The 23,265-nt window shown below is 33.7% G+C and carries 18 protein-coding genes; 5 read left to right on the top strand and 13 right to left on the bottom strand.

The genetic code is table 11. The features are described 5' to 3' along the window. Nucleotides 1–12 precede the first annotated feature (12 nt). Nucleotides 13–1,083 (top strand): membrane dipeptidase, encoded by a 1,071-nt coding sequence (locus tag P0R33_RS14305; RefSeq protein ID WP_276171858.1) that lies wholly within the window; start codon nt 13–15, stop codon nt 1,081–1,083. Here the strand turns inward: P0R33_RS14305 and P0R33_RS14300 are convergent. Then, on the bottom strand, nt 1,080–1,856 hold the full coding sequence (locus P0R33_RS14300) for a DeoR/GlpR family DNA-binding transcription regulator (RefSeq protein WP_276171857.1): 777 nt from the start codon (nt 1,854–1,856) through the stop codon (nt 1,080–1,082). The genes P0R33_RS14305 and P0R33_RS14300 overlap by 4 nt on opposite strands. A 157-nt stretch (nt 1,857–2,013) precedes the next feature. Between P0R33_RS14300 and P0R33_RS14295 the strand changes: the two genes are divergently transcribed. After that, nucleotides 2,014–4,305 carry a family 20 glycosylhydrolase gene (locus P0R33_RS14295; RefSeq protein WP_276171856.1) on the top strand — a complete coding sequence of 764 codons (2,292 nt, stop codon included), beginning with the start codon at nt 2,014–2,016 and terminating at the stop codon, nt 4,303–4,305. A gap of 279 nt (nt 4,306–4,584) precedes the next feature. Here P0R33_RS14295 and P0R33_RS14290 read toward each other — a convergent pair whose 3' ends face one another. Genes P0R33_RS14290 through P0R33_RS14280 form a run of 3 tightly spaced genes read right to left on the bottom strand, consistent with a single transcriptional unit; the run spans nt 4,585 to nt 8,060 of the window. Beyond that, entirely contained in the window at nt 4,585–5,331 is a 747-nt protein-coding gene (locus P0R33_RS14290; protein ID WP_111287192.1) for a succinate dehydrogenase/fumarate reductase iron-sulfur subunit, read from the bottom strand. 51 nt (nt 5,332–5,382) lie between these two features. Then, complete coding sequence (locus P0R33_RS14285; RefSeq protein WP_276171855.1) at nt 5,383–7,383, bottom strand: fumarate reductase/succinate dehydrogenase flavoprotein subunit; 2,001 nt, start codon at nt 7,381–7,383, stop codon at nt 5,383–5,385. An 11-nt stretch (nt 7,384–7,394) separates the two neighbouring features. After that, nucleotides 7,395–8,060 carry a succinate dehydrogenase cytochrome b subunit gene (locus P0R33_RS14280; protein ID WP_276171854.1) on the bottom strand — a complete coding sequence of 222 codons (666 nt, stop codon included), beginning with the start codon at nt 8,058–8,060 and terminating at the stop codon, nt 7,395–7,397. 355 nt (nt 8,061–8,415) lie between these two features. Here P0R33_RS14280 and P0R33_RS14275 point away from each other — a divergent pair, with 355 nt between their 5' ends. After that, entirely contained in the window at nt 8,416–9,777 is a 1,362-nt protein-coding gene (locus tag P0R33_RS14275; RefSeq protein WP_276171853.1) for a hydroxymethylglutaryl-CoA synthase, read from the top strand. Between the two features lie 193 nt (nt 9,778–9,970). Here the strand turns inward: P0R33_RS14275 and P0R33_RS14270 are convergent, their stop codons facing one another. The 4 genes from P0R33_RS14270 to P0R33_RS14255 all read right to left on the bottom strand — a co-directional run bounded on the left by P0R33_RS14270 (nt 9,971) and on the right by P0R33_RS14255 (nt 12,558). Continuing rightward, nucleotides 9,971–10,525: a hypothetical protein gene (locus P0R33_RS14270; protein ID WP_276171852.1), complete on the bottom strand. Its 555-nt coding sequence runs from the start codon at nt 10,523–10,525 to the stop codon at nt 9,971–9,973. A 101-nt stretch (nt 10,526–10,626) separates the two neighbouring features. Next, nucleotides 10,627–11,367, bottom strand: a complete 741-nt coding sequence (locus P0R33_RS14265) for a LytTR family DNA-binding domain-containing protein (protein ID WP_276171851.1) — start codon at nt 11,365–11,367, stop codon at nt 10,627–10,629. A 162-nt stretch (nt 11,368–11,529) separates the two neighbouring features. After that, nucleotides 11,530–11,967, bottom strand: coding sequence for a GNAT family N-acetyltransferase (locus tag P0R33_RS14260; protein ID WP_276171850.1), 438 nt, complete (start codon nt 11,965–11,967; stop codon nt 11,530–11,532). Nucleotides 11,968–11,988: 21 nt separating this feature from the next. Beyond that, a complete protein-coding gene (locus P0R33_RS14255; RefSeq protein WP_276171849.1) occupies nt 11,989–12,558 on the bottom strand; it encodes a hypothetical protein in 570 nt (189 codons plus the stop codon). 431 nt (nt 12,559–12,989) lie between these two features. Here P0R33_RS14255 and P0R33_RS14250 point away from each other — a divergent pair, with 431 nt between their 5' ends. Beyond that, nucleotides 12,990–14,282 (top strand): aminopeptidase P family protein, encoded by a 1,293-nt coding sequence (locus tag P0R33_RS14250; RefSeq protein ID WP_276171848.1) that lies wholly within the window; start codon nt 12,990–12,992, stop codon nt 14,280–14,282. A 289-nt stretch (nt 14,283–14,571) separates the two neighbouring features. On the opposite strand, the gene P0R33_RS14245 is transcribed toward P0R33_RS14250, so the two are convergent. After that, complete coding sequence (locus P0R33_RS14245; RefSeq protein WP_276171846.1) at nt 14,572–15,090, bottom strand: ferritin; 519 nt, start codon at nt 15,088–15,090, stop codon at nt 14,572–14,574. A gap of 89 nt (nt 15,091–15,179) precedes the next feature. Beyond that, a complete protein-coding gene (locus tag P0R33_RS14240) occupies nt 15,180–15,533 on the bottom strand; it encodes a hypothetical protein (RefSeq protein WP_276171845.1) in 354 nt (117 codons plus the stop codon). Nucleotides 15,534–15,710: 177 nt separating this feature from the next. On the opposite strand from P0R33_RS14240, the gene P0R33_RS14235 reads away from it, so the two are divergent. Further along, the gene (locus tag P0R33_RS14235; RefSeq protein WP_276171844.1) at nt 15,711–16,514 is read left to right on the top strand and encodes a TIGR00266 family protein; all 804 of its coding nucleotides are present in this window, start codon (nt 15,711–15,713) and stop codon (nt 16,512–16,514) included. Between the two features lie 60 nt (nt 16,515–16,574). Here the strand turns inward: P0R33_RS14235 and P0R33_RS14230 are convergent, their stop codons facing one another. The 3 genes from P0R33_RS14230 to P0R33_RS14220 form a co-directional block, all read right to left on the bottom strand. Next, complete coding sequence (locus tag P0R33_RS14230; protein ID WP_276171843.1) at nt 16,575–18,434, bottom strand: RagB/SusD family nutrient uptake outer membrane protein; 1,860 nt, start codon at nt 18,432–18,434, stop codon at nt 16,575–16,577. 4 nt (nt 18,435–18,438) lie between these two features. After that, entirely contained in the window at nt 18,439–21,765 is a 3,327-nt protein-coding gene (locus P0R33_RS14225) for a TonB-dependent receptor (protein ID WP_276171842.1), read from the bottom strand. Nucleotides 21,766–21,991: 226 nt separating this feature from the next. Further along, nucleotides 21,992–23,131, bottom strand: coding sequence for a FecR family protein (locus P0R33_RS14220; protein WP_276171841.1), 1,140 nt, complete (start codon nt 23,129–23,131; stop codon nt 21,992–21,994). Nucleotides 23,132–23,265: the final 134 nt, after the last annotated feature.

Genomic DNA, 23,265 nt, shown 5'->3' with positions numbered 1-23,265 from the left:
TTAATCTGAATTATGTTTATACTAGATGCCCACTTAGATCTCAGCATGAATGCGATGGAATGGAATCGAGACTTAAGAAATGATGTCCCGACTTTACGCCATTTAGAAAAAGGGATGACCGATAAACCTGATCGCGAACGTGCCACGGTTTCTTTTCCTGATCTCAGACGTGGCAATATCGGAATTGTTGTGGCGACTCAAATTGCAAGATTTGTAAAACCCGACAGTATCATTCCGGGTTGGAATTCGCCAGAACAAGCTTGGGCACAAACACAAGGACAACTTTCGTGGTACAAAAGCATGGAAGAAGCCGGAGAAATGACGCAGATTACAGATAAAAAATCGCTTTTAAATCATTTTGATTTATGGAATGACGGAACTCCAAACGACAAAAAACCAATTGGATATATTTTAAGTTTGGAAGGAGCAGATTCAATAATCGATATTTCTTATTTAGAAAGAGCTTTTAATTACGGATTACGCGCAATTGGACCTGCACATTACGGACCAGGAAGATATGCCAACGGAACCGATGCAACTGGAAAAATGAATCAGAACGGAATTGATTTATTGAAAGAAATGGAGCGTTTGAATATTATTCTCGATGCCACACATTTGTGCGACGATGCTTTTTGGCAGGCTTTGGATCATTTTAACGGTGCAGTTTGGGCAAGTCATAACAATTGTAGAGCTTTAGTAGATCATAATCGTCAATATAGCGACGAGATGATTAAAGCTTTAGTTTCAAGAGGAGCTGTTATTGGTGGCGCTTTAGACGCATGGATGATGGTACCAAATTGGGAAAGAGGAATTTCTGATCCAAAAAAAATGAATTGCAGTTTGGAAACCGCTTTTCAGCACATGGATCATATTTGCCAGCTTGCAGGAAATGCAAATCATATCGGAATTGGTTCTGACTTGGATGGCGCTTTTGGAACAGAACAATGTCCTTACGATTTAGATACAATTGCTGATTTGCAGAAATTAGTTCTGATACTTAAAAATCATGGTTATTCTGAAGAAGATTTAAAGAAAATTTTTCATCAAAATTGGATTGATTTTTTAGTGAAACATTGGGATTAAATCACAATTAGACTTGGAACTGCATTTTTGTAAGGTTGCAATTTTTCGTGATTCGGTTCTTCTTCAGTAATTACATAATTCACTTCAGATAAACTAGCTATTTTCATTTTAAGAACGGTGTTTAATTTCTCCGTAATGGTTAAAACCGCTGTTTTTTTAGAAGCCTGAATCATTGCTTTTTTTACCTGAACAGTTTCCCAATCAGAATCAGAATAACCGCCATCTATATCTAAAGCATTTGTTCCTAAAACCAAAAGATCTGCTTTTATATTAGCCAATTGATGAAAAGCTTCGCCGCTCACACACATCTGACTGTAAGAAGAAATGCTGCCGCCAATCATGATCGTTTTGATATTTGGTTTATCTAAAAGCTGAACCGCAGTTAAAGCCGTAATAGTAAAAACAGTCAAATTAAGATCGTTTGGAATTAATCGGATGAACTCACGAATCGTTGTTCCACCGTCAACAATTAAAACCATTCCGTCATGAAGAAGACCGACTGCTTTTTGAGCAATAACCTGTTTTGCTTCGACAGCATAAGTCTGGTTAGATGAAGAATAGTGATATCCTTTGGTCATAGCGCCGCCTTTTACTTTAATTAAAAGTGCGTCTGCATCAAGTTCATTAATATCACGGCGAACAGTATCTTCAGAAACACCAAGTTTAGCCGAAAGAGTTTCGAAACTCACACGCGTGTGCAAATTGATTTCTTTTAGAATATGATTTTTACGTTCTTCTTTACTGTAATTTAAAACTTCATTTTCAGTGCTCATGCCGATTGTTTTTTTCTAATTACAAAAATAAACATTTCAGCAAATAATTCATCGAAACTAAAAGTCGTATTGACAATAAATATTTTCAAAATCCAGTTTTAAAAGCATTTATTTATCTTTAAAACTCCATTTTAATAAAATCTAAAGTTTTTCAATTATGAAAAAAATCCTTTTTCTAATTTTCGTCCTTTCTTTTTTAATTGTAAATGCTCAAAATTCCCAACAGAACAATTCTATAATTCCATCTCCTAATTTATATAAATTGACTGGAGACAGTATTCGCATAAATGGAAAAGTTCAAGTGAGTTTTGCGAATAAAAATCACAGCGAAAAAGAATCAAAAACGGCAAAAATTTTAGAATCGGCTTTTAATTCTCAAAACAATTCAAAGAAATCAAATATTAAAATTGAGTTTAATACAGATATAAATTTCAAATCGAAAGAAGGATATAAAATCGAAATTTATTCGAACAAAATTTCAGTTTCAGGAAAAGAAGAAGGACTTTTTTATGCCGTGCAAACTTTATTACAATTGCTTCCAAACAAAATTTCAGGTGAAATAAAATTACCATGCCTAATTATCGAAGATCAACCGAGATATTCTTACCGAGGCTTACATTTAGACGTCTGCCGCCATTTTTTCTCTGTTGCTGTTATAAAAGATTTTATTGCACAAATGTCTAGCTATAAATTAAATAATTTTCATTGGCATTTAACCGACGATCAAGGCTGGCGAATTGAAATCAAAAAATATCCAAAACTTACTGAAGTTGGTTCAAAAAGAGCGCAAACTTTAGTCGGAAATAAATTCGAAAGATCACCATTTTTTTTCGACGGAAATCCATACGGTGGATTTTATACTCAAGAAGATATTAAAGAAGTTGTAAAATTTGCCGAAGATAATTATGTGAATGTAATTCCAGAAATCGAAATGCCAGGTCATGCTTCTGCAGCAGTTACGGCTTATCCAAATCTAGCTTGTTTTCCAGATCGAAATTATAAAGTTGTAGAATCTTGGGGTGTTTTTGAAGATGTTTTTTGTGCTGGAAAAGAAGAAACTTTTTCTTTTTTAGAAGATGTTTTGACCGAAGTTATGGCGCTATTTCCAAGTAAAAACATTCATGTTGGCGGAGACGAATGTCCAAAAACCAGATGGAAAGTTTGCCCGAATTGCCAAAAACGAATCGCAGCTTTAGGTTTAAAAGACGAGCATGAACTGCAAAGTTATTTCATTAAACGAATTGAAAAATTCCTAAATGCAAATGGAAGACAGATTTTTGGCTGGGATGAAATTCTAGAAGGCGGACTCGCGCCAAATGCAGCTGTTATGTCTTGGCGCGGAGAATCGGGCGGAATTCACGCTGCTAAACTCAAACATCCGGTTGTAATGACTCCAGAACAAACAGTTTATTTTGATTACAATCAAGGTTATTCGCCAAACGAACCACTTACTGTGGGAAGATTAAGCACATTAGAAAAAGTTTACAATTATAATCCAACTCCAGTTGATAGTTTAAATATAGAAGAACACAAATATATTATTGGTGTTCAAGCAAATCTTTGGTCGGAATATTTAACGACTCCTGCAAAATTAAATTATATGCTTTATCCGAGAATTTTCGCTTTAGCAGAAATTGCCTGGACAGAAACTCCGAATAAAAATTACAATCATTTTATTCAAAATCAATTACCCTATCATTTAGAAAAATTAGAAGCAGAAAAAAGATTGTATAAAGTTCCAACTCCTTTTGGTTCAGAAGAAACAGCTTTAATTGCATCAAAATATATTTTAGATCTAAAGCCAACCATAAAAAACGGAAAAATATTTTATACAATTGACGGATATAATCCCGATGAAACAGCAAATTTGTATAAAAATCCTATAAGGATAAATATTCCGAAAGGAGAATATCGAATTATTAAAACCATTCAAATCAGCGAAAGCGGAAAAAGAAGTTCCATTAATAAAATTATTGTTCGAAATCCAGATTTAAAATCAGCTTTAGCCATTCAACCAAAGAAAAATGGTTTGAAATACGAATATTTTACGGGCACATTTAAGCAACTTCAGGATTTAGAACTTTCAAAGCCTGTTAATTCTGGTATTTTAGAAGGCAAAATCAGCGCTGAAAAATGGAAAACTAAATTAGAGCGTTATATCGGCTTAAAATTCAACGGATATATATTTATTCCAGAAACGGGAAATTATACTTTTTCGACACTTTCAGACGACGGATCAAAGCTTTTTATTGATGAAGAATTAATTGTAGACAACGATGGCATTCATTGGATGAATGAAGCTTTTGGAGCTGTAAAACTGGAAAAAGGATTTCATAAAATAAACATCAGTTATTTTGACTTAACTGGCGGTACAATTTTAAATTGTTTTATTCAGAAAGAAGGAAAAGAAAAACAGGAAATTAGTGCATCACAATTGTATTATGAATAGAAAACAAAAATAATAACTCTTTTTATTGGATAGAATTTATAAAAACCGCTTTATTCTCAAGACCCCAGCGGGGTAAAATATTTATAGAATATTAATTAAGAAATATAAAAAAAGCTCCAGCGGAGCGACATGTTTTTGTAACATAATATATGTCGCTCCGCTGGAGCTTTATGTTGTAAACGTTTATTCTTTGCTACAAATATTGAGCTTCTCCGAAGCTTATAACAAAAAGGAGTTGTCCTTTTGAGACAACTTCTTTTAATTTTATATAAAAAGCTATTAACCTTTTAAACTTGCCGCTAAATATTCACGGTTCATACGTGCGATATTTTCAAGTGAAATTCCTTTTGGACATTCGATTTCACAAGCTCCTGTATTTGTACAGTTACCAAAACCTTCTAAATCCATTTGGTGAACCATGTTCAATACACGATCCGTTGCTTCCACTTTACCTTGCGGTAATAATGCATATTGAGAAACTTTTGCAGAAACGAATAACATTGCTGAAGAGTTTTTACAAGTTGCAACACAAGCTCCACAACCAATACAAGCTGCAGCATCAAATGATTTGTCTGCATCGTCTTTTGGTACAGGAATCGTATTTGCGTCGATTGTATTTCCTGAAGTGTTTACAGAGATAAACCCTCCAGCGTGTTGAATTCTGTCAAAAGAACTTCTGTCAACAACTAAATCTTTAATTACTGGGAAAGCTTTTGCTCTAAATGGCTCGATAAAAATCGTATCACCATCTTTAAACATACGCATGTGCAACTGGCAAGTTGTAACACCTCTGTCTGGTCCGTGCGCTTCACCGTTGATAAATAAAGAACACATTCCGCAGATTCCCTCACGACAATCGTGGTCAAATGCTACAGGCTCTTCACCTTTGTTAATTAAACCTTCGTTAAGAACGTCTAACATTTCAAGGAAAGACATATCTGGTTCGATTCCATCAATAGGATATTCTACAATCCCTCCTTTATCTTGAGCGTTTTTTTGACGCCATATTTTTAATGTAAGTTTCATTTTGTATAAGTATTAAGTATTAAGAAAAAAGTATTAAGACTTTTCTAAATACTATTTATAGCTTCTTTGAACTAATTTAATGTTTTCGTAATTAAGAGGTTCTTTGTGTAATACTGCATCACTTGGTTTTCCTTTGTATTCCCAAGCTGCAACATATGCAAAGTTATCATCGTCACGAAGTGCTTCTCCTTCTTCTGTTTGGTATTCCTCACGGAAGTGACCTCCACAAGATTCGTTGCGGTGTAAAGCATCTTTCGCGAACAATTCTCCTAATTCTAAGAAATCGGCAACACGAGTCGCTTTTTCCAATTCCTGATTAAATTCGAAAGCGCTTCCAGGAACTTTTACATCTTTATAAAACTCTTCACGTAAAGCAGCAATTTCTTCGATAGCTTCAGTTAAACCTTTAGCATTACGAGCCATACCTACTTTATCCCACATGATTTTCCCTAATTTTTTGTGGAAATAATCTACAGAATGTTTACCGTTGTTGTTGATGAATTTATTGATTTGATCTACAACCGCTTTTTCAGCTTCAACGAATTCTGGTAAGTCTGTCGAAATTTCTCCCATTTTAATATCTGGAGCTAAATAATCTCCGATAGTATATGGCAATACAAAATATCCATCAGCTAAACCTTGCATTAAAGCAGAAGCTCCAAGTCTGTTTGCTCCGTGGTCAGAGAAGTTAGATTCTCCAATTGAGAAACATCCAGGAATTGTAGTCATTAAGTTATAATCAACCCAAGTTCCTCCCATTGTGTAGTGAACCGCTGGGTAAATCATCATTGGTGTAGTATAAGGATCTTCGTCAACGATTTTGTAATACATTTGGAATAAGTTTCCGTATTTACTTTTCACGATAGCAGCTCCTAATTTAGTTACAAGAGCAGTATCTTTATCATCTAAACCTTTTACATAAGCATCTTCAGTTCCGTAACGCTTGATAGCTGCCGCGAAATCTAAATAAACCGCTTCTCCAGTTTTGTTAACACCAAAACCAGCGTCACATCTTTCTTTAGCTGCACGAGACGCAACGTCACGAGGAACTAAGTTACCAAACGCAGGGTATCTTCTTTCTAAGAAATAATCTCTTTCGTCTTCAGATAAATCTGTTGCTTTTTTCTTTCCTTCACGGATAGCTTTTGCATCCTCAAGGTTTTTTGGCACCCAAATACGACCGTCATTACGCAAAGATTCAGACATCAAAGTCAATTTTGACTGGTGATCTCCTGAAACTGGAATACATGTTGGGTGAATTTGTGTGTAACAAGGATTCGCGAAAAACGCTCCTTTTTTATGAATTTTCCAAGCTGCTGTTGCGTTACTTCCCATAGCATTTGTAGAAAGGAAAAATACGTTTCCGTATCCTCCAGAACCAATTACTACCGCGTGAGCAGAATGTCTTTCTATTTTTCCTGTAATTAAGTCACGAGCGATAATACCTCTCGCTTTTCCGTTCACGATTACAATGTCAAGCATTTCGTGACGGTTGTACATTTTAATTTTTCCACGACCAATCTGACGGTTCATTGCAGAATAAGCTCCTAACAATAATTGCTGTCCAGTTTGTCCTTGTGCGTAAAATGTACGAGAAACTAAAGTTCCTCCAAAAGAACGATTATCTAAAAGTCCGCCATATTCACGAGCCAACGGTACACCTTGAGCCACACATTGGTCAATAATATTTGCAGAAACCTCAGCCAAACGGTGAACGTTTGCTTCACGTGCACGGTAGTCACCACCTTTTACAGTATCGTAGAACAATCTGTAAACTGAGTCACCGTCACCTTTATAGTTTTTTGCTGCGTTGATACCTCCTTGTGCCGCGATAGAGTGCGCACGACGTGGAGAATCTTGGAAGCAGAATGCTTTTACGTTATATCCTAACTCAGCCAAAGTAGCCGCAGCCGAACCTCCAGCCAAACCTGTACCAACTACGATAATATCAAGATTACGCTTGTTAGCAGGGTTTACTAAATTAATATGATCTTTATAATTTGTCCATTTGTCCGCTATAGGACCATTTGGAATTTTTGAATCTAATGCCATTATAATTTATATTAATTATTGAAATGATGAAATAATGCGATAATTACAAAAAGAGCCGGCACAACAACTGCGAACCAGTAACCTACTTTTGCTAAAAATCTTGAGTATTTGTTGTGCATCCCTACAGATTGAAGAGAAGATGCGAACCCATGCCATAAGTGAAATCCTAAAAGGATAAAGGACACGCAGTACAATGCTGTACGAATTGGGTCATGAAATTTGTGAACTAACTCACCATAATACCTTGTAGCATCTGGCGCTGTACCTGCTATGTATTTGTAGCTAACTTCAGGAAACCAGAAATCATAAAAATGCAATCCTAAGAAAGCTAAAATAACCAATCCAGAAATAATCATATTTCTAGAACTCCAAGAAGCGTTTGCAGCTCCGTTGTATTTAGCGTAAGCAATTGGTCTTGCCGCGCTGTTTTGTGCCGTAAGTACAAATCCCATTACGAAATGGAAAATTACTCCAAATGCCAAAACTGGCTGCATTACATACTGAATCAGCGGATTGTATCCCATAAAGTGAGAAGCTTCATTGAAAACGTCTTCACTAAGAATAGAAATAAAATTTAAGGAAACATGCAGCGCTAAAAACGTGATTAAGAATATTCCCGAAAGAGCCATAGCCACTTTCTTTAAGATGGAAGCATTCAACTGTGCAGATTGTGCCATAAGTGTTAAGTAGTTTGTTTTAAAAAATTAGACAAAAATAACTCAATTACAAAAGAACTACAACCATTTCGCTGTTATTTATAATGATTTTAAAATAGCGCATTACTAAGTATTTTTACGTACAAAAATTAAATTCATTAAAAATAATTTAGTATAAAATTTTTAAGAACCTGCTTCTTAAGCCTTAAAATCAAAATGGCACTCTAAGTAGATTAGGAAATTTTTATCATATTGTTATTTTATTCAAAGTTTTGATTTGTTTTCTTTAAAAGTTTCATCGCACATAAATTTTGTCTGAGTAAAAAATTGTCATTCCACAACATAGTTTTACCTTTAGCCGCTCAAAAAAATAAGAATGAAAACAGGAATTGATGCTATTTCTTTTGACGTAGCAAACATACATTTACCCATAAAAACTTTGGCTATTGCCAGAAATATAGAACCAGAAAAATTAGAAAAAGGTCTTGGCTTACTAAAAATGACTTTTCCAGACGTTCATCAGGATGCAGTTGTTTTTGGAGCAAACGCTTTGACAAAACTTATCATTGACAATAAAATTGACTTAAAAGAAATCAGCAGAATCTATGTTGGTACTGAAAGTGGAATTGACAGTTCTAAACCAATTGCTTCTTATTTAATAAGTCTAATAGAACAGAAATTTGGCGAAGATTCTTTAGCAGAATGTGATGTTGTAGATTTTACTTTTGCTTGTATTGGCGGAGTTGACGCGATGCAAAACTGTCTTGATTTCGTAAAATTAAATCCAACTAAAAAAGCAATTGTAGTTACTTCTGATTTTGCAAAATATGATTTAAACTCAGGTGGAGAATATACACAGGGCGCCGGAGCTGTCGCCATGTTAATTGCTGCAAACCCAAAAATTATTGCTTTTGATGACAATTGGGCAACAAGTACAAAAGGTGTTTTCGATTTCTTCAAACCTTACAGAACAATTTCTAAAGAAGAAATCACAAAAAACACAAACAACGATTCTTGGCTTGACAATTTAGAAGCCGAAATTGAAATCCACAAAGATCAGCCAGTTTTTGACGGACAATATTCGAACCAATGTTATATGGATCGTACGCGAAATGCTTACTTTTCATTTAAAAAATTAAAAAACACTACCGAAACTTTATACAACACTTGGCATAGTATCGTTATGCACTTGCCATATTCTTTTCAAGGAAGAAGAATGTTATCTGAAATTTATGCTTTAGATAGTGCTGAAAAAATCATTGCTGATGATATTGCACCTGCAGATTATCAGACAAAAATTAAAGAAGTGGCAAAATCTGACGATTATAGAAGTTTTGTAACTAAGAAATTGCAACCTGCAGAATTGGCTTCTTCTTTAATTGGAAACCTATATACAGGTTCCATTTTCATGGGATTATTATCGACTCTGGCTCATTTTTATGATACGGAAAAAGAAGTTTCTGGAACTAAATTTGGTTTCTTAGCTTATGGAAGCGGATCTAAATCGAAAGTTTTTGAAGGAACGATTCAGCCCGAATGGAAATCGGCTTTAGAAAACGTGAAGCTTTTTGAAAATTTAGAAGAAAGCGTAGAAATTAATTTCAATACTTACGAAAGTCTTCACAAAAAAGAACAAAAACAAAGCGTAAGAACTCCGAAAAACGAATGGGTTTTAGATCGAATTGAAAAAGAGATTCCGGTTTTGATTGGGGCTCGTTATTATAAATGGGTTGATTAAATTCCAATAAAGAAATTCCAAATTCCAATAAGAAAACCGAAGCTTGATGCTTCGGTTTTTTGTTTTATATACATATAGTTTGTCATCCTGAGCAAAGTCGAAGGATACATTAGTAGCTCTGCAAAGATTGTCAATTTTACATGCGGAGTTGCTCGTGAGTCCTTCGACTTCGCTCAGGATGACAAGATTGTGTTTAAAACTTTGACAAAGATCGTGGCACATAAAGCAACAATCCCAATCCAAAAACAAAAATAAAACAACTTAAAAACATCCAAATTCCATCCTTCAAAACAAAAAAAGAAATTCCCACAGCGATCGAACCAATAATCACCATTAAAGATTTTACCATTTCTTTCTTTATAAAAGAAAAAGCATGAATTGCTAAACCAACAAAAAGTAGAGACGGACCGACAGCCACAAATGGATAAAAAATTAATGGTGAAATTGTAATTTGATGGCTTAATGCCTCTTTTGCAATTTCGTTATTTCCGTAACTTGACATAATAAAATCGATTGTGCAAAGTCCGATGTGAGCAATGACGCCTAAAGTTGTCAGCGCAGAAGCGACAGCATTTATTCTGTTTTTAGGAAATGCATCATTAAACGAAAGTAAAAAACAAGCTCCAATTAAATTAAACCAATGCGCAAAATCTATTGATTCGCTAAGACTTGGTAAAAGGTTAGAAAAAAATAAATAACTGGTTAAAAAAAACAGCAATCCGATGAGGCAAAAATGTTTCGTTTTCATAGTTTGTTTTAAAAATTGATGAAGCAAAACTAAAATGAAAATTTTCCTAAAAGACCAATTTTATTGGCTTTGGTACGAAATGCATTGTTTTAGGTACGAAATTACAATGCCAATAAAACATCTTTATAATTTCTCGAAACTGGAAGTTCTATTTGAGTCAAAATAATTGTATTTGCATTTCTCCAAGATTTAAAATGCATCGGATTGATTAAATGTGAACGATGAATTTGTATTAAAAAATTGAAATCATCTTGTACTTTTTTGAGTGATGACCGAATGAGTTTTGCCTGAAGTTTATTATTTTCGAGATAAAAAATCTCAACATAATTCTGTGCATTCGAAATACAAACCAAATCCGTTTTATTGATTTTTAGAATATCTAATCTGTTTTCTCCTTTAAATACTAAAACATCGTCTTTTAATGGAATTAGTTTGATTAAATATCTTCTTGCTAGAATAATTACCGGAGTAACAATTAAAACGACTTTTATAAATATTACCGAAAAGAATTCAGAGAAAGCATAACCACCATTTAAAATTGGACTTTTATAAAAGGCAAAAACTCCAATTAGATATAGCAAATGAAAGAGCAAAATGGCTGTTATTTCTAAACTGATATTCCATTTTCTTATTTTTTGATAAAAGCTTTTTTGAATAATTGCCAAAAGACCATAGCATAAAAACGCCATAAAACTAAAGCTAAAACTTAGAAAAAACCAGGCTCTTAAATTTATTGTTCCGTCGTCAAAAGGTTTAATGATGAAAGCAAAAACAAAAAGCCATAAAGCAATCAGCAAACCTACTACAAGATTATGTTTTATGGAAATATTAAGCTGTTTCACTTTTTAGTATGGATTTTAAAGTTTCAGCTATAATCTTGTCATTTCGACCGAAGGGAGAAATCACACTAGAAACTCCGCAAGCTAAAACGCCAATCTTTGTCGAATTACTATTGTGATTTCTCCCTTCGATCGAAATGACAAACTACACTGAAAGCTCAATGATTATTTATAAATCGTAAACTTATTATGACTCAAAGTAAAACCAAGATTTTCATAAATCGCCACATTTTCAATTCTTTTTTTATTTGTCGTTACTTCGATACTTTTTAGATTATTCTGATGTGAAAAATTTAAAATTTCATTTATTAATACTCTTCCAACGCCTTGACCTCGATATTTTTGACGAATGAAAAACTCCTGAATTTCTCCTACCAATCCGCAATGATGCAACAAATTTTGTGTATGAAAGCTAATAAATCCTAAACCTTCTGTTTCGTTTTCTGCGATGAGATACAGATTTTTTGGGTTTGAAATATTTTCATTGAAGATTCCTTTGAAAACTTCGAAATCTAAAATTTCATTTTCTAGTTCGCAGATTGCTTTATAAACCAAGTCTAAATCTTGGTTTTGTATTTTTCTGATTTTGACTTTTGAGTTCATGAATTTTACATCAATTTAAGCTTACAGCCATTCTAAAGTTATAAATTTATCACAATCATCTTTCATATCAGAAGCCCAATCAATAAGTATAGCAGCGCCACCTTTTCTAATTTCATTTCTAACTATATTGTAGTTTTCTTTTGCATCAACAGGTCCTAATCCAGCTAACTCAAAAACTATATATTTTGTTTTAGAGAATGTTGCGTATAATGAAAGTAATCTTTTAGAATTCCAGTAAAGTTCTTTTATTTTAGTCTTTTTTTTAATCCATGGAATTTCATAAATTTTCTGGATAAATTCACTTTCTAGATTTGCTCTTTTCTTTAAATATTCACCAACTCTAATTGGAAAAAACAACCTTCTAAATTTTGATTCTTTAAAATAATCTACATAAGTCAAGGACTTAGTAACAATCACATTTTCATTTTTTATTTTTCCAGTAAAAACGTTAACCAATTCCGTTTTGATATCTTGAAAATGAGATCCTCCATATAAATACAAAATAACCAACTCTCCTTCTCTTAACTCAAAGGGCGGTATAAAATACTTATCCGTTCTTATTCCATTACTTTCAATTAACAATTCTTTCATTTTTATCCAAGTAATTCATCACAAGATACAAAATTGGATAATTAAACCTTATTTCAACCATTAAATTTCTTTTGAAACCGTAAGCGTGACGGATAGAGGCGGTATCCTTTTATGCAGCGGAGCGGAATAAAAGATATAGCCGAAAGCCCGATTCGCCACGGCGAACACGCCCAAATTAAGATTCTGAGATTCTAAGTTGCTAAGATTTTCCAATCTTTGTCGAGTTACTTCTGAAGATTTCTCGTTACTCGAAATGACAAGATTATGTAGAAGCTTTGCGAACCTTGCGTAAAACCTTAGCGCTCTTTGCGGTTAAATAAACACTGAAAAAATAGAACCAAAACAAATAAGAAAACTTTAATAAAATCAATTATACGTCATTACTTCAAATTCACTAATTTTGAAATTCGAAGTTCAAAAACGAAATAATTATGAAATATCATCAAATAAACAGCTCTCTTTTTGTAAAAAACCGCAGAAAGTTTATGGCTGAAATGAAACCTAATTCTGTTGCAGTATTCAACTCAAACGACATTTACCCAATTAGTGCCGACAGTACTTTGCCATTTGCTCAACACAGAGATATCTTTTATCTAAGCGGTGTAGATCAAGAAGAAAGCGTTTTGCTTTTGTTTCCAGATGCGCCTTATGAAAGTCAAAGAGAAATTCTTTTTTTGAGAGAAACTAATGATCATATTGCAGTTTGGGAAGGTGAAAAACTGACTAAAGAACGTGCTTTTCAGGTTTCGGGAATTAGAACGGTTTATTGGTTGCAAGATTTTCATAAAGTTTTGAACGAAATGATGACGTATGCTGAAACGATGTACATCAATACTAACGAACATTATCGTGCAACTGTTGAAACTGAAACACGTGAAGCTCGTTTTGTAAAATGGTGGAAAGAACGTTATCCAGCTCATAATGTTGCGAAAAGCAACCCAATTCTTCAAAGAATTCGTTCTGTAAAAGAAAGTGAAGAAATCGATTTGATTCAGCATGCTTGTGATATTACAGAAAAAGGTTTCCGCAGATTATTAGGTTTTGTAAAACCAAATGTTACAGAATATGAAATCGAAGCCGAATTGGCTCACGAATTCATCAGAAACCGTTCTAAAGGTTTTGCTTACACACCAATTATTGCTTCTGGAAATAATGCTAATGTTTTACATTATATCGAAAACAATCAGCAATGTAAAGCTGGAGATTTGATTTTATTGGATGTTGCGGCAGAATATGCTAATTATTCTAGCGACATGACAAGAACAATTCCAGTTTCTGGACGTTTTTCAGATCGTCAGAAAGCGGTTTACAATGCTGTTTTGAGAGTTAAAAACGAAGCAACTAAAATGCTTACTCCTGGAACACTTTGGAAACAATATCATATTGAAGTGGGTAAAATCATGACTTCTGAATTGCTTGGTTTAGGTTTATTAGACAAAGCAGATGTTCAGAACGAAAATCCAGAATGGCCTGCTTACAAAAAGTATTTCATGCACGGAACTTCTCACCACATGGGATTGGACACGCACGATTACGGTTTGCTTCACGAACCAATGAAACCAAATATGGTTTTCACGGTTGAACCTGGAATTTATATTCCGGCAGAAAAGTTCGGAATCCGTTTAGAAGATAATGTTGTGGTTCAGGAAAAAGGAGAACCTTTCAACTTAATGAGAAATATTCCAGTTGAAGTTGATGAAATTGAAACTTTGATGAATGAATAAAAAACAAAAGGCTGTCTACTAATTTTTAGACAGCCTTTGTTTTATCAACTTTTCTTTATTGCCCTAGCAGGGCAAATATTTATAGCTTAAATCACATACATGGCCACAGAAGAGCTCCAGCGGAGCGAAATATAATAGCATAAAAATATGTCGCTCCGCTGGAGCTTTATCCTTTATAATAAATAAAAATTTCTATAAATATTTAGCTTCTCCGAAGCTGATCTTCTAAAACAATAAAAAAGCCCTTAATAAATTATTAAGGGCTTTTTTAAATTTATAAATCGGTTAATTATCCGATTTTTGCTATTTGCACATCTAATTGGAATTTTCCGTCAGGTGCGTTTTCGTTGATCAATTCAAAAAGTTCTAAAGCTCTTCTTGCATTTTTCTCTTCTTCTCTTTGCTCAGCTACATACCACATCATAAAATCTTCTGTAGCATAATCATTTTCAGCTCTACATTTTGCGATTACTTTATTGATAGCTTGAGTAACTGCAATTTCGTTTTGTAAAGCGATTTCAAATACTTCTCTTAAAGAAGCAAATTCTTGCTGCACTTCTGGAATAGATGGCGTAATGGCAATCCCTCCCATATCTGTAATATATTTAAAAACTTTTAGAAAATGCTCTCTTTCTTCTTCGGCTTGTTTGTACAAATAAGATGCTGTATTAGCATAACCGTTTCTATCTAACCATGCAGCCATAGCTAAATATTTGTTAGAAGCATCGCTTTCTAATTTTGCTTGTAAGTTCAATATATTTTCTACACCTTCAACTAATGAAGTACGTGTTCTAAGTAAATCTTTCATAACCTTTAATTTTTATACGTGTAAAATTACTAAAATTAAAGGAGACAGCTCTAACTGCCTGAAAATTTGGATTTAATCTAAGTAAGAATCTAAATAAGCTCTACGTTTACAATATTGCAAAGCATTGAATGTAAGTTGAGTGTAAATTTAGTTCCGTTTAATAAATCTCTTAACTGCACTATTTCGCAAATGGTAAGATTTCTGGAAAAATTTCTTTTTGTAGTTTCAATCAGCTGTGCGTCTGAGTAGTCGGATAAGTCATAAAGCATATTAAGAATGTCAACGCTATTAACCTTTCTTTGAAAAATCAAAAAATCTTGAATCTTATAACTTGACACTGTATCAACAAAATTGATGATTATACTATTGGTCAAATCACATTGATAACTGTATCCTTTTTCGGTTTCAAATAATACTTTGGTGGTCAAATCACTAACTAACATTCTGATAAAATATGATAACGGTGCAAAAGTATATAATTTAATGCAATTAAACACGTAATTAAGACTAATTTAAAATAACAAAATTACTTAATGTTTTTAAAAACAGCTGAAACACACTAAACTCTGTAACATTTGACAGAATTATTAGTCTAATTTTAAAAACAAAATTTATAAATTATGCAAGCGCACGAAATAGATTATCAGATTTTTGGAGAAGAAATGCAGTATGTTGAAATAGAATTAGATCCACAAGAAATTGTAATTGCCGAAGCAGGCAGTTTTATGATGATGGAAAACAATATCCAAATGGAAACGATATTTGGAGACGGTTCTCAGCAACAAGGATCAGGTTTGTTTGGAAAACTTTTAAATGCGGGTAAAAGAGTTCTTACCGGAGAAAGTTTGTTTATGACCGCATTTTTAAACCAAGGCAACAGCAAAAGCAAAGTTTCATTTGCATCACCCTATCCTGGAAAAATCCTTCCAATTGATTTAACGGAATTTCAGGGTAAATTTATCTGTCAAAAAAGTTCCTTTTTATGTGCTGCGAAAGGTGTTTCTGTTGGAATTGAATTTTCTCAAAAACTCGGACGCGGTTTATTTGGCGGTGAAGGTTTCATTATGCAAAAAATTGAAGGAGACGGAATGGCATTTGTACATTCTGGAGGCACAATGGCTAAAAAAGTATTAGGTCATGGCGAAGTCTTAAAAGTAGATACAGGATGTATTATTGGTTTTACCAAAGATGTAGATTATGATATTGAATTTATTGGTGGCATCAAGAATTCTATTTTTGGTGGCGAAGGATTATTTTATGCTACTTTAAAAGGTCCAGGAACGGTTTACATTCAGTCACTTCCTTTCTCTAGATTGGCTGACCGTATTATTGCTTCTGCACCAAGATCTGGCGGAAACAGCCGTGACGAGGGAAGTCTTCTCGGCGGATTAGGAAATCTATTAGATGGAGATAATCGCTTTTAATTTATAAAAAAACAAGGGCAGATCTTTCGACCTGCCCTAAAACACCTAACCAAAAGTGTTCTAATATCCGTTATTACCAAATTCTTTAGAATTTGAAATGGCATCCAAAAATGATCTCGGAATTGGTCTTACTATATGTTTACCATCAACAAAATTTGTTCCCGCAATTGGATTTGTCTGATCTAAATATGTCTTCGTTAATTTTCCAGTACGTTTTAAGTCAATCCATCTTGTATGTTCGCCAGATAATTCTCTTGCTCTTTCTTTTAAAATAAAATCGATATTCATCTGTCCACTTGATACTAACATTTCGCTTTCTCTAGACGTTATCGCTGCTCTTTTTCTTAAAGTATTTACATAACCCAAAGCTTTCGTTTGATTATTATCGTTTAAAATAGCTGCTTCTGCTGCAATTAAATAAACTTCACCCAAACGAATAATCGGAATATCTCCCAGCCAATATTGGTTACTTTGACAATATAATGCGGCAGAAAATTTTCGCATGGCAGGAAACATATTGATAAGATTTGGATCGTTTGGATACATCGCTGGATCTTTATATTTATTTGTTCCGGGTTCGAAGATATCACTTGGATCTGCCACAAGTGCTGGCATTTTACTTTTCACAACTGGATCAATATTCCAGTTTGGAGTAAATACAGCCAAACCTTCATCATTATTCATATTAATTTGCTCTTCGATTCTTTGAGAATAAAAATTAACCGTTGGAAGTGCCTGAGCCAAAGTATTTTTAATCGTATACCCCACTACAGAAGCATCTTTCTTGTAAGCCGTCGCCATTGTTTGTGTAATTGTTTTATTGGCTGCGGCATAAAACTTAAAAGTAAAGGTTTCTGCAAAACGAGTATCTGCAGGTGATGGCACTGGCGAAAAGACCTCTGTCAACAAATATTTACTTGGTTTCAGCATTCGGCTGTTCGCTCTTCCATAGAGAATACTCGTTGCTCCGGCTCCCCATTCTGCTCCTCTGGTTGCTAAATCTGGCAAATAATATTGTCTTGTTCTTCCTCGGTTGAAACCTTCCGGATTAAGTCCCCCGGGATCAATTCCTTGCGTAAACAAAAATTCTGTGTTTTTCTTGTTGTTGTTGCCATCCCAAAGTTTCTTGAATCCTGAACTTGTGTTATCACTTAAATACAAAGCCGTATTGTATTTTCCAGCATTGTTAATTAATTCTTCAGCAGTTTCTAACGCTAGTCGGGCGTATTCAGAAACCTCTCCTAATCTTGTTCTTTGCAAATAAACTTTCGCTAATAATCCATAAGCCGCTTTTTTTGCAACTCGTCCCTGTAAAGTCTGCTGAACTGGCAGATGTGCACAAGCAAATTTTAAATCTTCTATAATTAGATCGTAAAATTCTTTCTCAGAACTGCGAACTGGCGCGTTATCTGCTCCTTCAATAATAGACGATTTTGTTCTTAAAACAACTCCTCCAAATTGCTCCACTAAAATAAAATTACTGAAAGCTCTTAGAAAATACGCTTCAGCCAATTTAGCATTCAATTCTTCTGGAGAAGCATAACCGTTAACGTCTTTTGAATAATAAATTGCCGTATTGCATAGATTTATTGTAGTATATGCCGTTCCCCAGATCACTTTTATATTTCCATCATCTGGATTTAACTGACTGGCGTATTGTGCATAACCAATTCCGCTAGTGCTTACATTTTCCCAAGAGTCTGTTCCTGCTTCTGTTGGCGCTATATAATCTACTTTTCCGTGAAGGAAATAAAGATTCTCGTAACAACTATTAATTAATCCTTCAAATCCTGGCCTTTCACTATAAGACTTATCTAAAGAAACAGTGGTCAGGTTTTTTTCGTCTAAGCTGCATGATTGTAATCCAACCATAAAAGACATTAAGACAATTGCTGATTTTAAATTTATATACTTTTTCATGATATTATAATGATAAATTAAGACCGAAAACAACTTGTTTAAATAATGGGAATGAATCCGATCCTCCACTTTCTGGATCTACATTTTTCAATAAATGACTGCGGCTAAAAACAAAAGGATTATAAGATGTAACGTAAAGCCTCATTGTATTCAAACCTGTTTTTTTAAGAAAATCTTCTGGCATAGTATACCCCAAAGTAATATTCTTGATTTTGATGTAAGATGCATCTACAAGCTCCAATCCCGACTGAAATTGTGTATTAAAACTACCTCCAGGTCTAGGAAAATCGTTCGTTGGATTATCTTGTGTCCAATAGCTGTAAGTTTCTGGCTGTGCTTCTTTGTTCCAATAACCAAGAACCTGAGCACGCATCATACCGCCGTATCTTCCGTTTACAAAAACAGTACAATCAAAATTTTTGTATTTGAAGGTATTCTGGAAACCAAAGAAAAAATCAGGAACATTGTTTCCTACAATCATTCTGTCTTTTGTAGAATAAACATGCACTCCATTATCAGATACACCGTTGGCATCAAACTGCGGAACCGTTTGTAGTTTTATATCTCCAGGTTTTGCTCCATACAAAGCTGCTTCGGTTTCTTGACCTAATTGCCAAATTCCTATTTTTTTATAATCATAAAAAACACCGCCAGAAGCTGGAGTTTGCCCTATAAATAGTCCTTCTGAAATTAATTCATTTACTGTTAAGTTTCCTAAATCAATATTGGTCAGCTTTTCTGTAGCGTGAGTGTAGGTGAAAGAAGTATTCCATTTGAAATTTTCAGTATCAATATTTTTAGTGTTTATAGAAAGTTCAAAACCTCTATTTTGAGAAGTGGCAATATTAGAAGTCTTTTTATAAGGGGTTTTAGCATCATAACCTCCTGAACTAGTAGGCAGACGGCGATCCCATAAAATACCATCAGTATTTGTCCAATAATATTCGGCCACAAGATCGATTCTATTTTTCAAAACAGAAACATCTAAACCTAAGTTCGTATTTGTAGAACGCTCCCAAGTTAAATCTGGATTTGAAATATGCTCCGTTGGCACGTACATTGGCAAAGCCGTACCGCCGCCAAGAGAAAGACTGCTCGTTTTGGTTGATGTACGAGTCAAACTAGAATACGGATCGATATTTGCAGATCCAGAAACACCATAACCTAATCTAAGTTTCAAGTTATTCAACCATGAACTCGTTCCTTGCATAAAACTTTCATCGCTTATACGCCAAGCCAAAGATGCCGATGGGAAAGATGACCACTTATTTCCTTCAGCTAAAGGAGAAACTCCATCCCAACGATTGGTTAATTGAAATAAATACTTTCCTTTAAAACTATAATTAAAACGCCCTGCAAATGACATTCTGTTAAACTGGCTGTAAGCATTCATTCTAGTAGTTAGATTTTTTACCGCTCCCATATTATAAAACTGAAAGTCGTCGTAATCGATACCGTTACCGCCTAAATAAGCTCCTTCAGATCTGCTGTCTGCCCATGAAGTAATACCTGTTAAACCAAAATCATGATCTTTGCCCAGTTTAAAATTATAGTTCAAAATATTTTCCCAGATATAACTATAAGCCAACTCATTATTATAAGTAGCTTCGCTTGCCGTTCTACCTTCTGTTAGTAAATTGTATGAATTTTTGTTTTGAAAAGTTCCTGCTCTACTTCCTGAAAATCGAGTTCCTAAATTAGATCTTAGCTTCAAATTTTTAGCAAATTCAAACTCCAGATAAGGATTGAATTGTACATTATAACTTAAAGATTCATTAGCAAAAGCGCCTGGATAATTGTTTGCCAAAATACTAATGTTGTTTGGATCTCCTTCAATTGGATAAAGATTTACAATACCATTTTCATCAAAAGGAACTCCAAGAGGATAAACGCTGTACGCTTTATTAATTCTACTATTTGTTGTGCTGTTTTTACGATAGTTTAAAATCAATTGAAAACCTGTTTTAAATTTATCGCTAAATTTAATATCAACTCCGCCTCTAGAATTAAAGCTATTTACTTTATCATTTTGATAAATTCCTTCTTCGCCTACATATCCTAAAGAAAAATAACCTTGCACTTTCTCAGATCCGCCTCTCATAAAAAGATTATGATTCTGCTGCGTTCCTACTTGTAAGGTTTCATCGATCCAATTTACATATTGTCCTTTTTCGATGGCAGCAACTGCCGAAGCATTCAGTCCTAAATCGGTTAAGTTTGTAGCTTCGTATCCATTGTCTAGAAAAAATCGGTCGCGTTTATAATTCAGCCATTTTTCTCCTGTAAGCGGAGCAGGAAAAGAAGAAAAACCATTCAAGCCGAAATAAGTGTTAAAGTCAATTTGTGTTTTTCCTGCTTTTGCTTTTTTAGTGGTCACAATAATAACTCCGTTGGCTCCTGAAGAACCATATATTGCAGTTGACGAAGCATCTTTTAAAACATCGATACTTTCAATGTCATTCGGATTCAAATTATCAATACTCGAAGGAATTCCATCCACGATATACAAAGGATTCTGACTTGCAGTCAAAGATCTGTTTCCTCTTAATAAAACTTTTGGAGACGTTCCTGCTTTTCCTGATCCGCGTTGAATATCTAAACCAGAAACTCTTCCTTGAAGTGCTTCCATCGGACTTAAAACGGGACTCAAAACAATATCAGTTGATTTTACTGTTGCTACAGCACCTGTCAAATCTTTTTTCTTTACTGCGCCATAACCTACAATTACAACTTCATTTAAAGCTGAATTTTGCTCTTGCAGAATGACGCTCAAAGATTTGCTTTGACCTACTTTTACTTCAGAATTCTCAAATCCAATAAAAGAAAAAACTAAAACACTATTTGTTCCGTTTACCCGAATTGTAAACTTTCCGTCTAAATCGGTTTGCACGCCATTTTTAGTTCCTTTTTCTATAACATTTGCTCCTGGTATTGGCATATTTCTAGAGTCGGTCAGCACTCCTGTAATTTCAATACCTTGCTCAACAATTATTTTCTGAACTGTGTTTTTTTCCTGAATATTTACTTGCAGTTTTTTCTTTACCAAAATAATCTGACGATCATTTACAGTATAAGAAATATCAGTTCCTTTAAATACTTCTTCCAGTATTTCAGTTATTCCTTTTTTCTTTACATTAATTGTCACCTTTCTGTTTAGGTCGATTATACTGCTTTCGAAAAGAAATCTGTATTCTGAAACAGACTCCACTTTGTTAAACAGTTTCTCTACCGGTGCATTCTTTATGTTTAAGGTCAATTTTGTATTTTGCGAATAGACACTTGCTTGAATTTTGATCAAAGAAAGCATCAGTAATAATGTGGTTAGTTTCATTCTTAGACTAATTTTAGGCAAATAAGGACTAAGCCAATTCCTCTTAATTATTTTTTTCATAATTTTGGATTGATTTTAAATGATTTAATTCGATACGTCGTTTAAAAACACATTACTGAATCGGGAAATATTGGTAGTATTTTCCGATTTTTTTCTTCTTGTGTTTTTCAAAAAAATAAGACTCTCACTTCATAAATTTGGTTTTGTTGGTTTGGTTAATAAATAGTTAGTTTATTTTTATAAGCTTTCCTTGTTTTGTATAAGTAAAGCTTTGAATTTTACTCATTGTTTCTAATACCTTTTCTATACTTTCGATATTCTTGTTGAAACTGGCATTAAATTTTTTATCTAAAATGTCGGTTCTGTTATTTTCTATAGTGACATCGTAAGTACGTTCCAGTTTTATTATGATATCTCTAAAAGCTGTTTTTCTAAAAACAATTTCTCCGTTAATCCATTCTGTGTAAAAACGAGTATCAACTTTATCAATCTTTATTTCAGTATTTTTACTATTCCAAGATCCTTTTTCGCCTGGAGTCAGCATTGCTTTTTTATCGGCATTTTCAAGACCAGACAAACTAACCGAACCTTCAACCAAAACCGTATTGATATCTAAATCTTCTTTATAAGAACTAACATTAAATTTGGTTCCTAAAACTTGAACATTGACACCTCTGGTTTTTACAATAAAAGGATGTATTTTGTCTTTTGCCACATCAAAAAAAGCCTCTCCTTCTAAAACAACTTCTCTATTATGTCCTTTAATAAATTGAACCGGATATTTTAAAGATGAACCCGCATTTAGATTTACTGAAGTACCATCAGACAACATCACTTTAAAAGTTTTACCGTAAGGAATTTGAATTTCATTATAAACCAATTTATTCGCGGAATTCACCGAACGATAATTAATTTCATTCTCTTTTTGAGAAGCAACCACTTCTCCATTTTTTTTGATAATCTGCTGTTCTCCATTTGGATTTAAAACCTGAATATCTCCATTTTCTAAAACCAACTGAATTGCATCTGATGGAATTTCAGTTTTATCTTGTTTTACATTCTTATATTGAAAAACATAAACCAAGCCCAACAAACAAACGACGATTGCCGCATATTGAAGCATTTTTTTCCAATTAATGACAACTGTCTTTTTGTTAATATTTAATTCTTCTTTTAATTCCTCCCAGCTTTCATCTACATCTATAGATTCTGCATACAATAATGCTTCTTCTAGCATACCATTACTTTGAAGGTTTTCTATTAATTCCTTCTCTTCAGGAGAAAGCGATGCCATTTTCGAAGCATCTAAGTGTCCATCAGAGGTTATTTTCCTCAGAACGTTAATCAATTTAAAATTTGGAGTCATTGTTTTTTATATAGTGGTTTTCTATATGTTAGAAAAAAAGTTTTTTAGGGTGACAACAAATCAAAAAATTTTGATTTTTTTTACACATAGTGAAAAAAAACTAACTTTTTATTTTACATTTGGCACTGTGTAAT

The organism is Flavobacterium sp. YJ01 (assembly GCF_029320955.1).
Taxonomy (GTDB): domain Bacteria; phylum Bacteroidota; class Bacteroidia; order Flavobacteriales; family Flavobacteriaceae; genus Flavobacterium.
The sequence above is the reverse complement of the archived record's forward strand: the minus strand, read 5'-3'. Positions and strand labels throughout refer to the sequence as shown.

Coding starts and splice junctions, on each gene's coding strand:
- P0R33_RS14230 (WP_276171843.1), bottom strand. CDS start 18,434: ATGAAAAAGTATATAAATTTAAAATCAGCAATTGTCTTAATGTCTTTT.
- P0R33_RS14225 (WP_276171842.1), bottom strand. CDS start 21,765: ATGAAACTAACCACATTATTACTGATGCTTTCTTTGATCAAAATTCAA.
- P0R33_RS14275 (WP_276171853.1), top strand. CDS start 8,416: ATGAAAACAGGAATTGATGCTATTTCTTTTGACGTAGCAAACATACAT.
- P0R33_RS14305 (WP_276171858.1), top strand. CDS start 13: ATGTTTATACTAGATGCCCACTTAGATCTCAGCATGAATGCGATGGAA.
- P0R33_RS14300 (WP_276171857.1), bottom strand. CDS start 1,856: ATGAGCACTGAAAATGAAGTTTTAAATTACAGTAAAGAAGAACGTAAA.
- P0R33_RS14255 (WP_276171849.1), bottom strand. CDS start 12,558: ATGAAAGAATTGTTAATTGAAAGTAATGGAATAAGAACGGATAAGTAT.
- P0R33_RS14250 (WP_276171848.1), top strand. CDS start 12,990: ATGAAATATCATCAAATAAACAGCTCTCTTTTTGTAAAAAACCGCAGA.
- P0R33_RS14245 (WP_276171846.1), bottom strand. CDS start 15,090: ATGAAAGATTTACTTAGAACACGTACTTCATTAGTTGAAGGTGTAGAA.
- P0R33_RS14290 (WP_111287192.1), bottom strand. CDS start 5,331: ATGAAACTTACATTAAAAATATGGCGTCAAAAAAACGCTCAAGATAAA.
- P0R33_RS14235 (WP_276171844.1), top strand. CDS start 15,711: ATGCAAGCGCACGAAATAGATTATCAGATTTTTGGAGAAGAAATGCAG.
- P0R33_RS14280 (WP_276171854.1), bottom strand. CDS start 8,060: ATGGCACAATCTGCACAGTTGAATGCTTCCATCTTAAAGAAAGTGGCT.
- P0R33_RS14270 (WP_276171852.1), bottom strand. CDS start 10,525: ATGAAAACGAAACATTTTTGCCTCATCGGATTGCTGTTTTTTTTAACC.
- P0R33_RS14295 (WP_276171856.1), top strand. CDS start 2,014: ATGAAAAAAATCCTTTTTCTAATTTTCGTCCTTTCTTTTTTAATTGTA.
- P0R33_RS14260 (WP_276171850.1), bottom strand. CDS start 11,967: ATGAACTCAAAAGTCAAAATCAGAAAAATACAAAACCAAGATTTAGAC.
- P0R33_RS14220 (WP_276171841.1), bottom strand. CDS start 23,131: ATGACTCCAAATTTTAAATTGATTAACGTTCTGAGGAAAATAACCTCT.
- P0R33_RS14240 (WP_276171845.1), bottom strand. CDS start 15,533: ATGTTAGTTAGTGATTTGACCACCAAAGTATTATTTGAAACCGAAAAA.
- P0R33_RS14285 (WP_276171855.1), bottom strand. CDS start 7,383: ATGGCATTAGATTCAAAAATTCCAAATGGTCCTATAGCGGACAAATGG.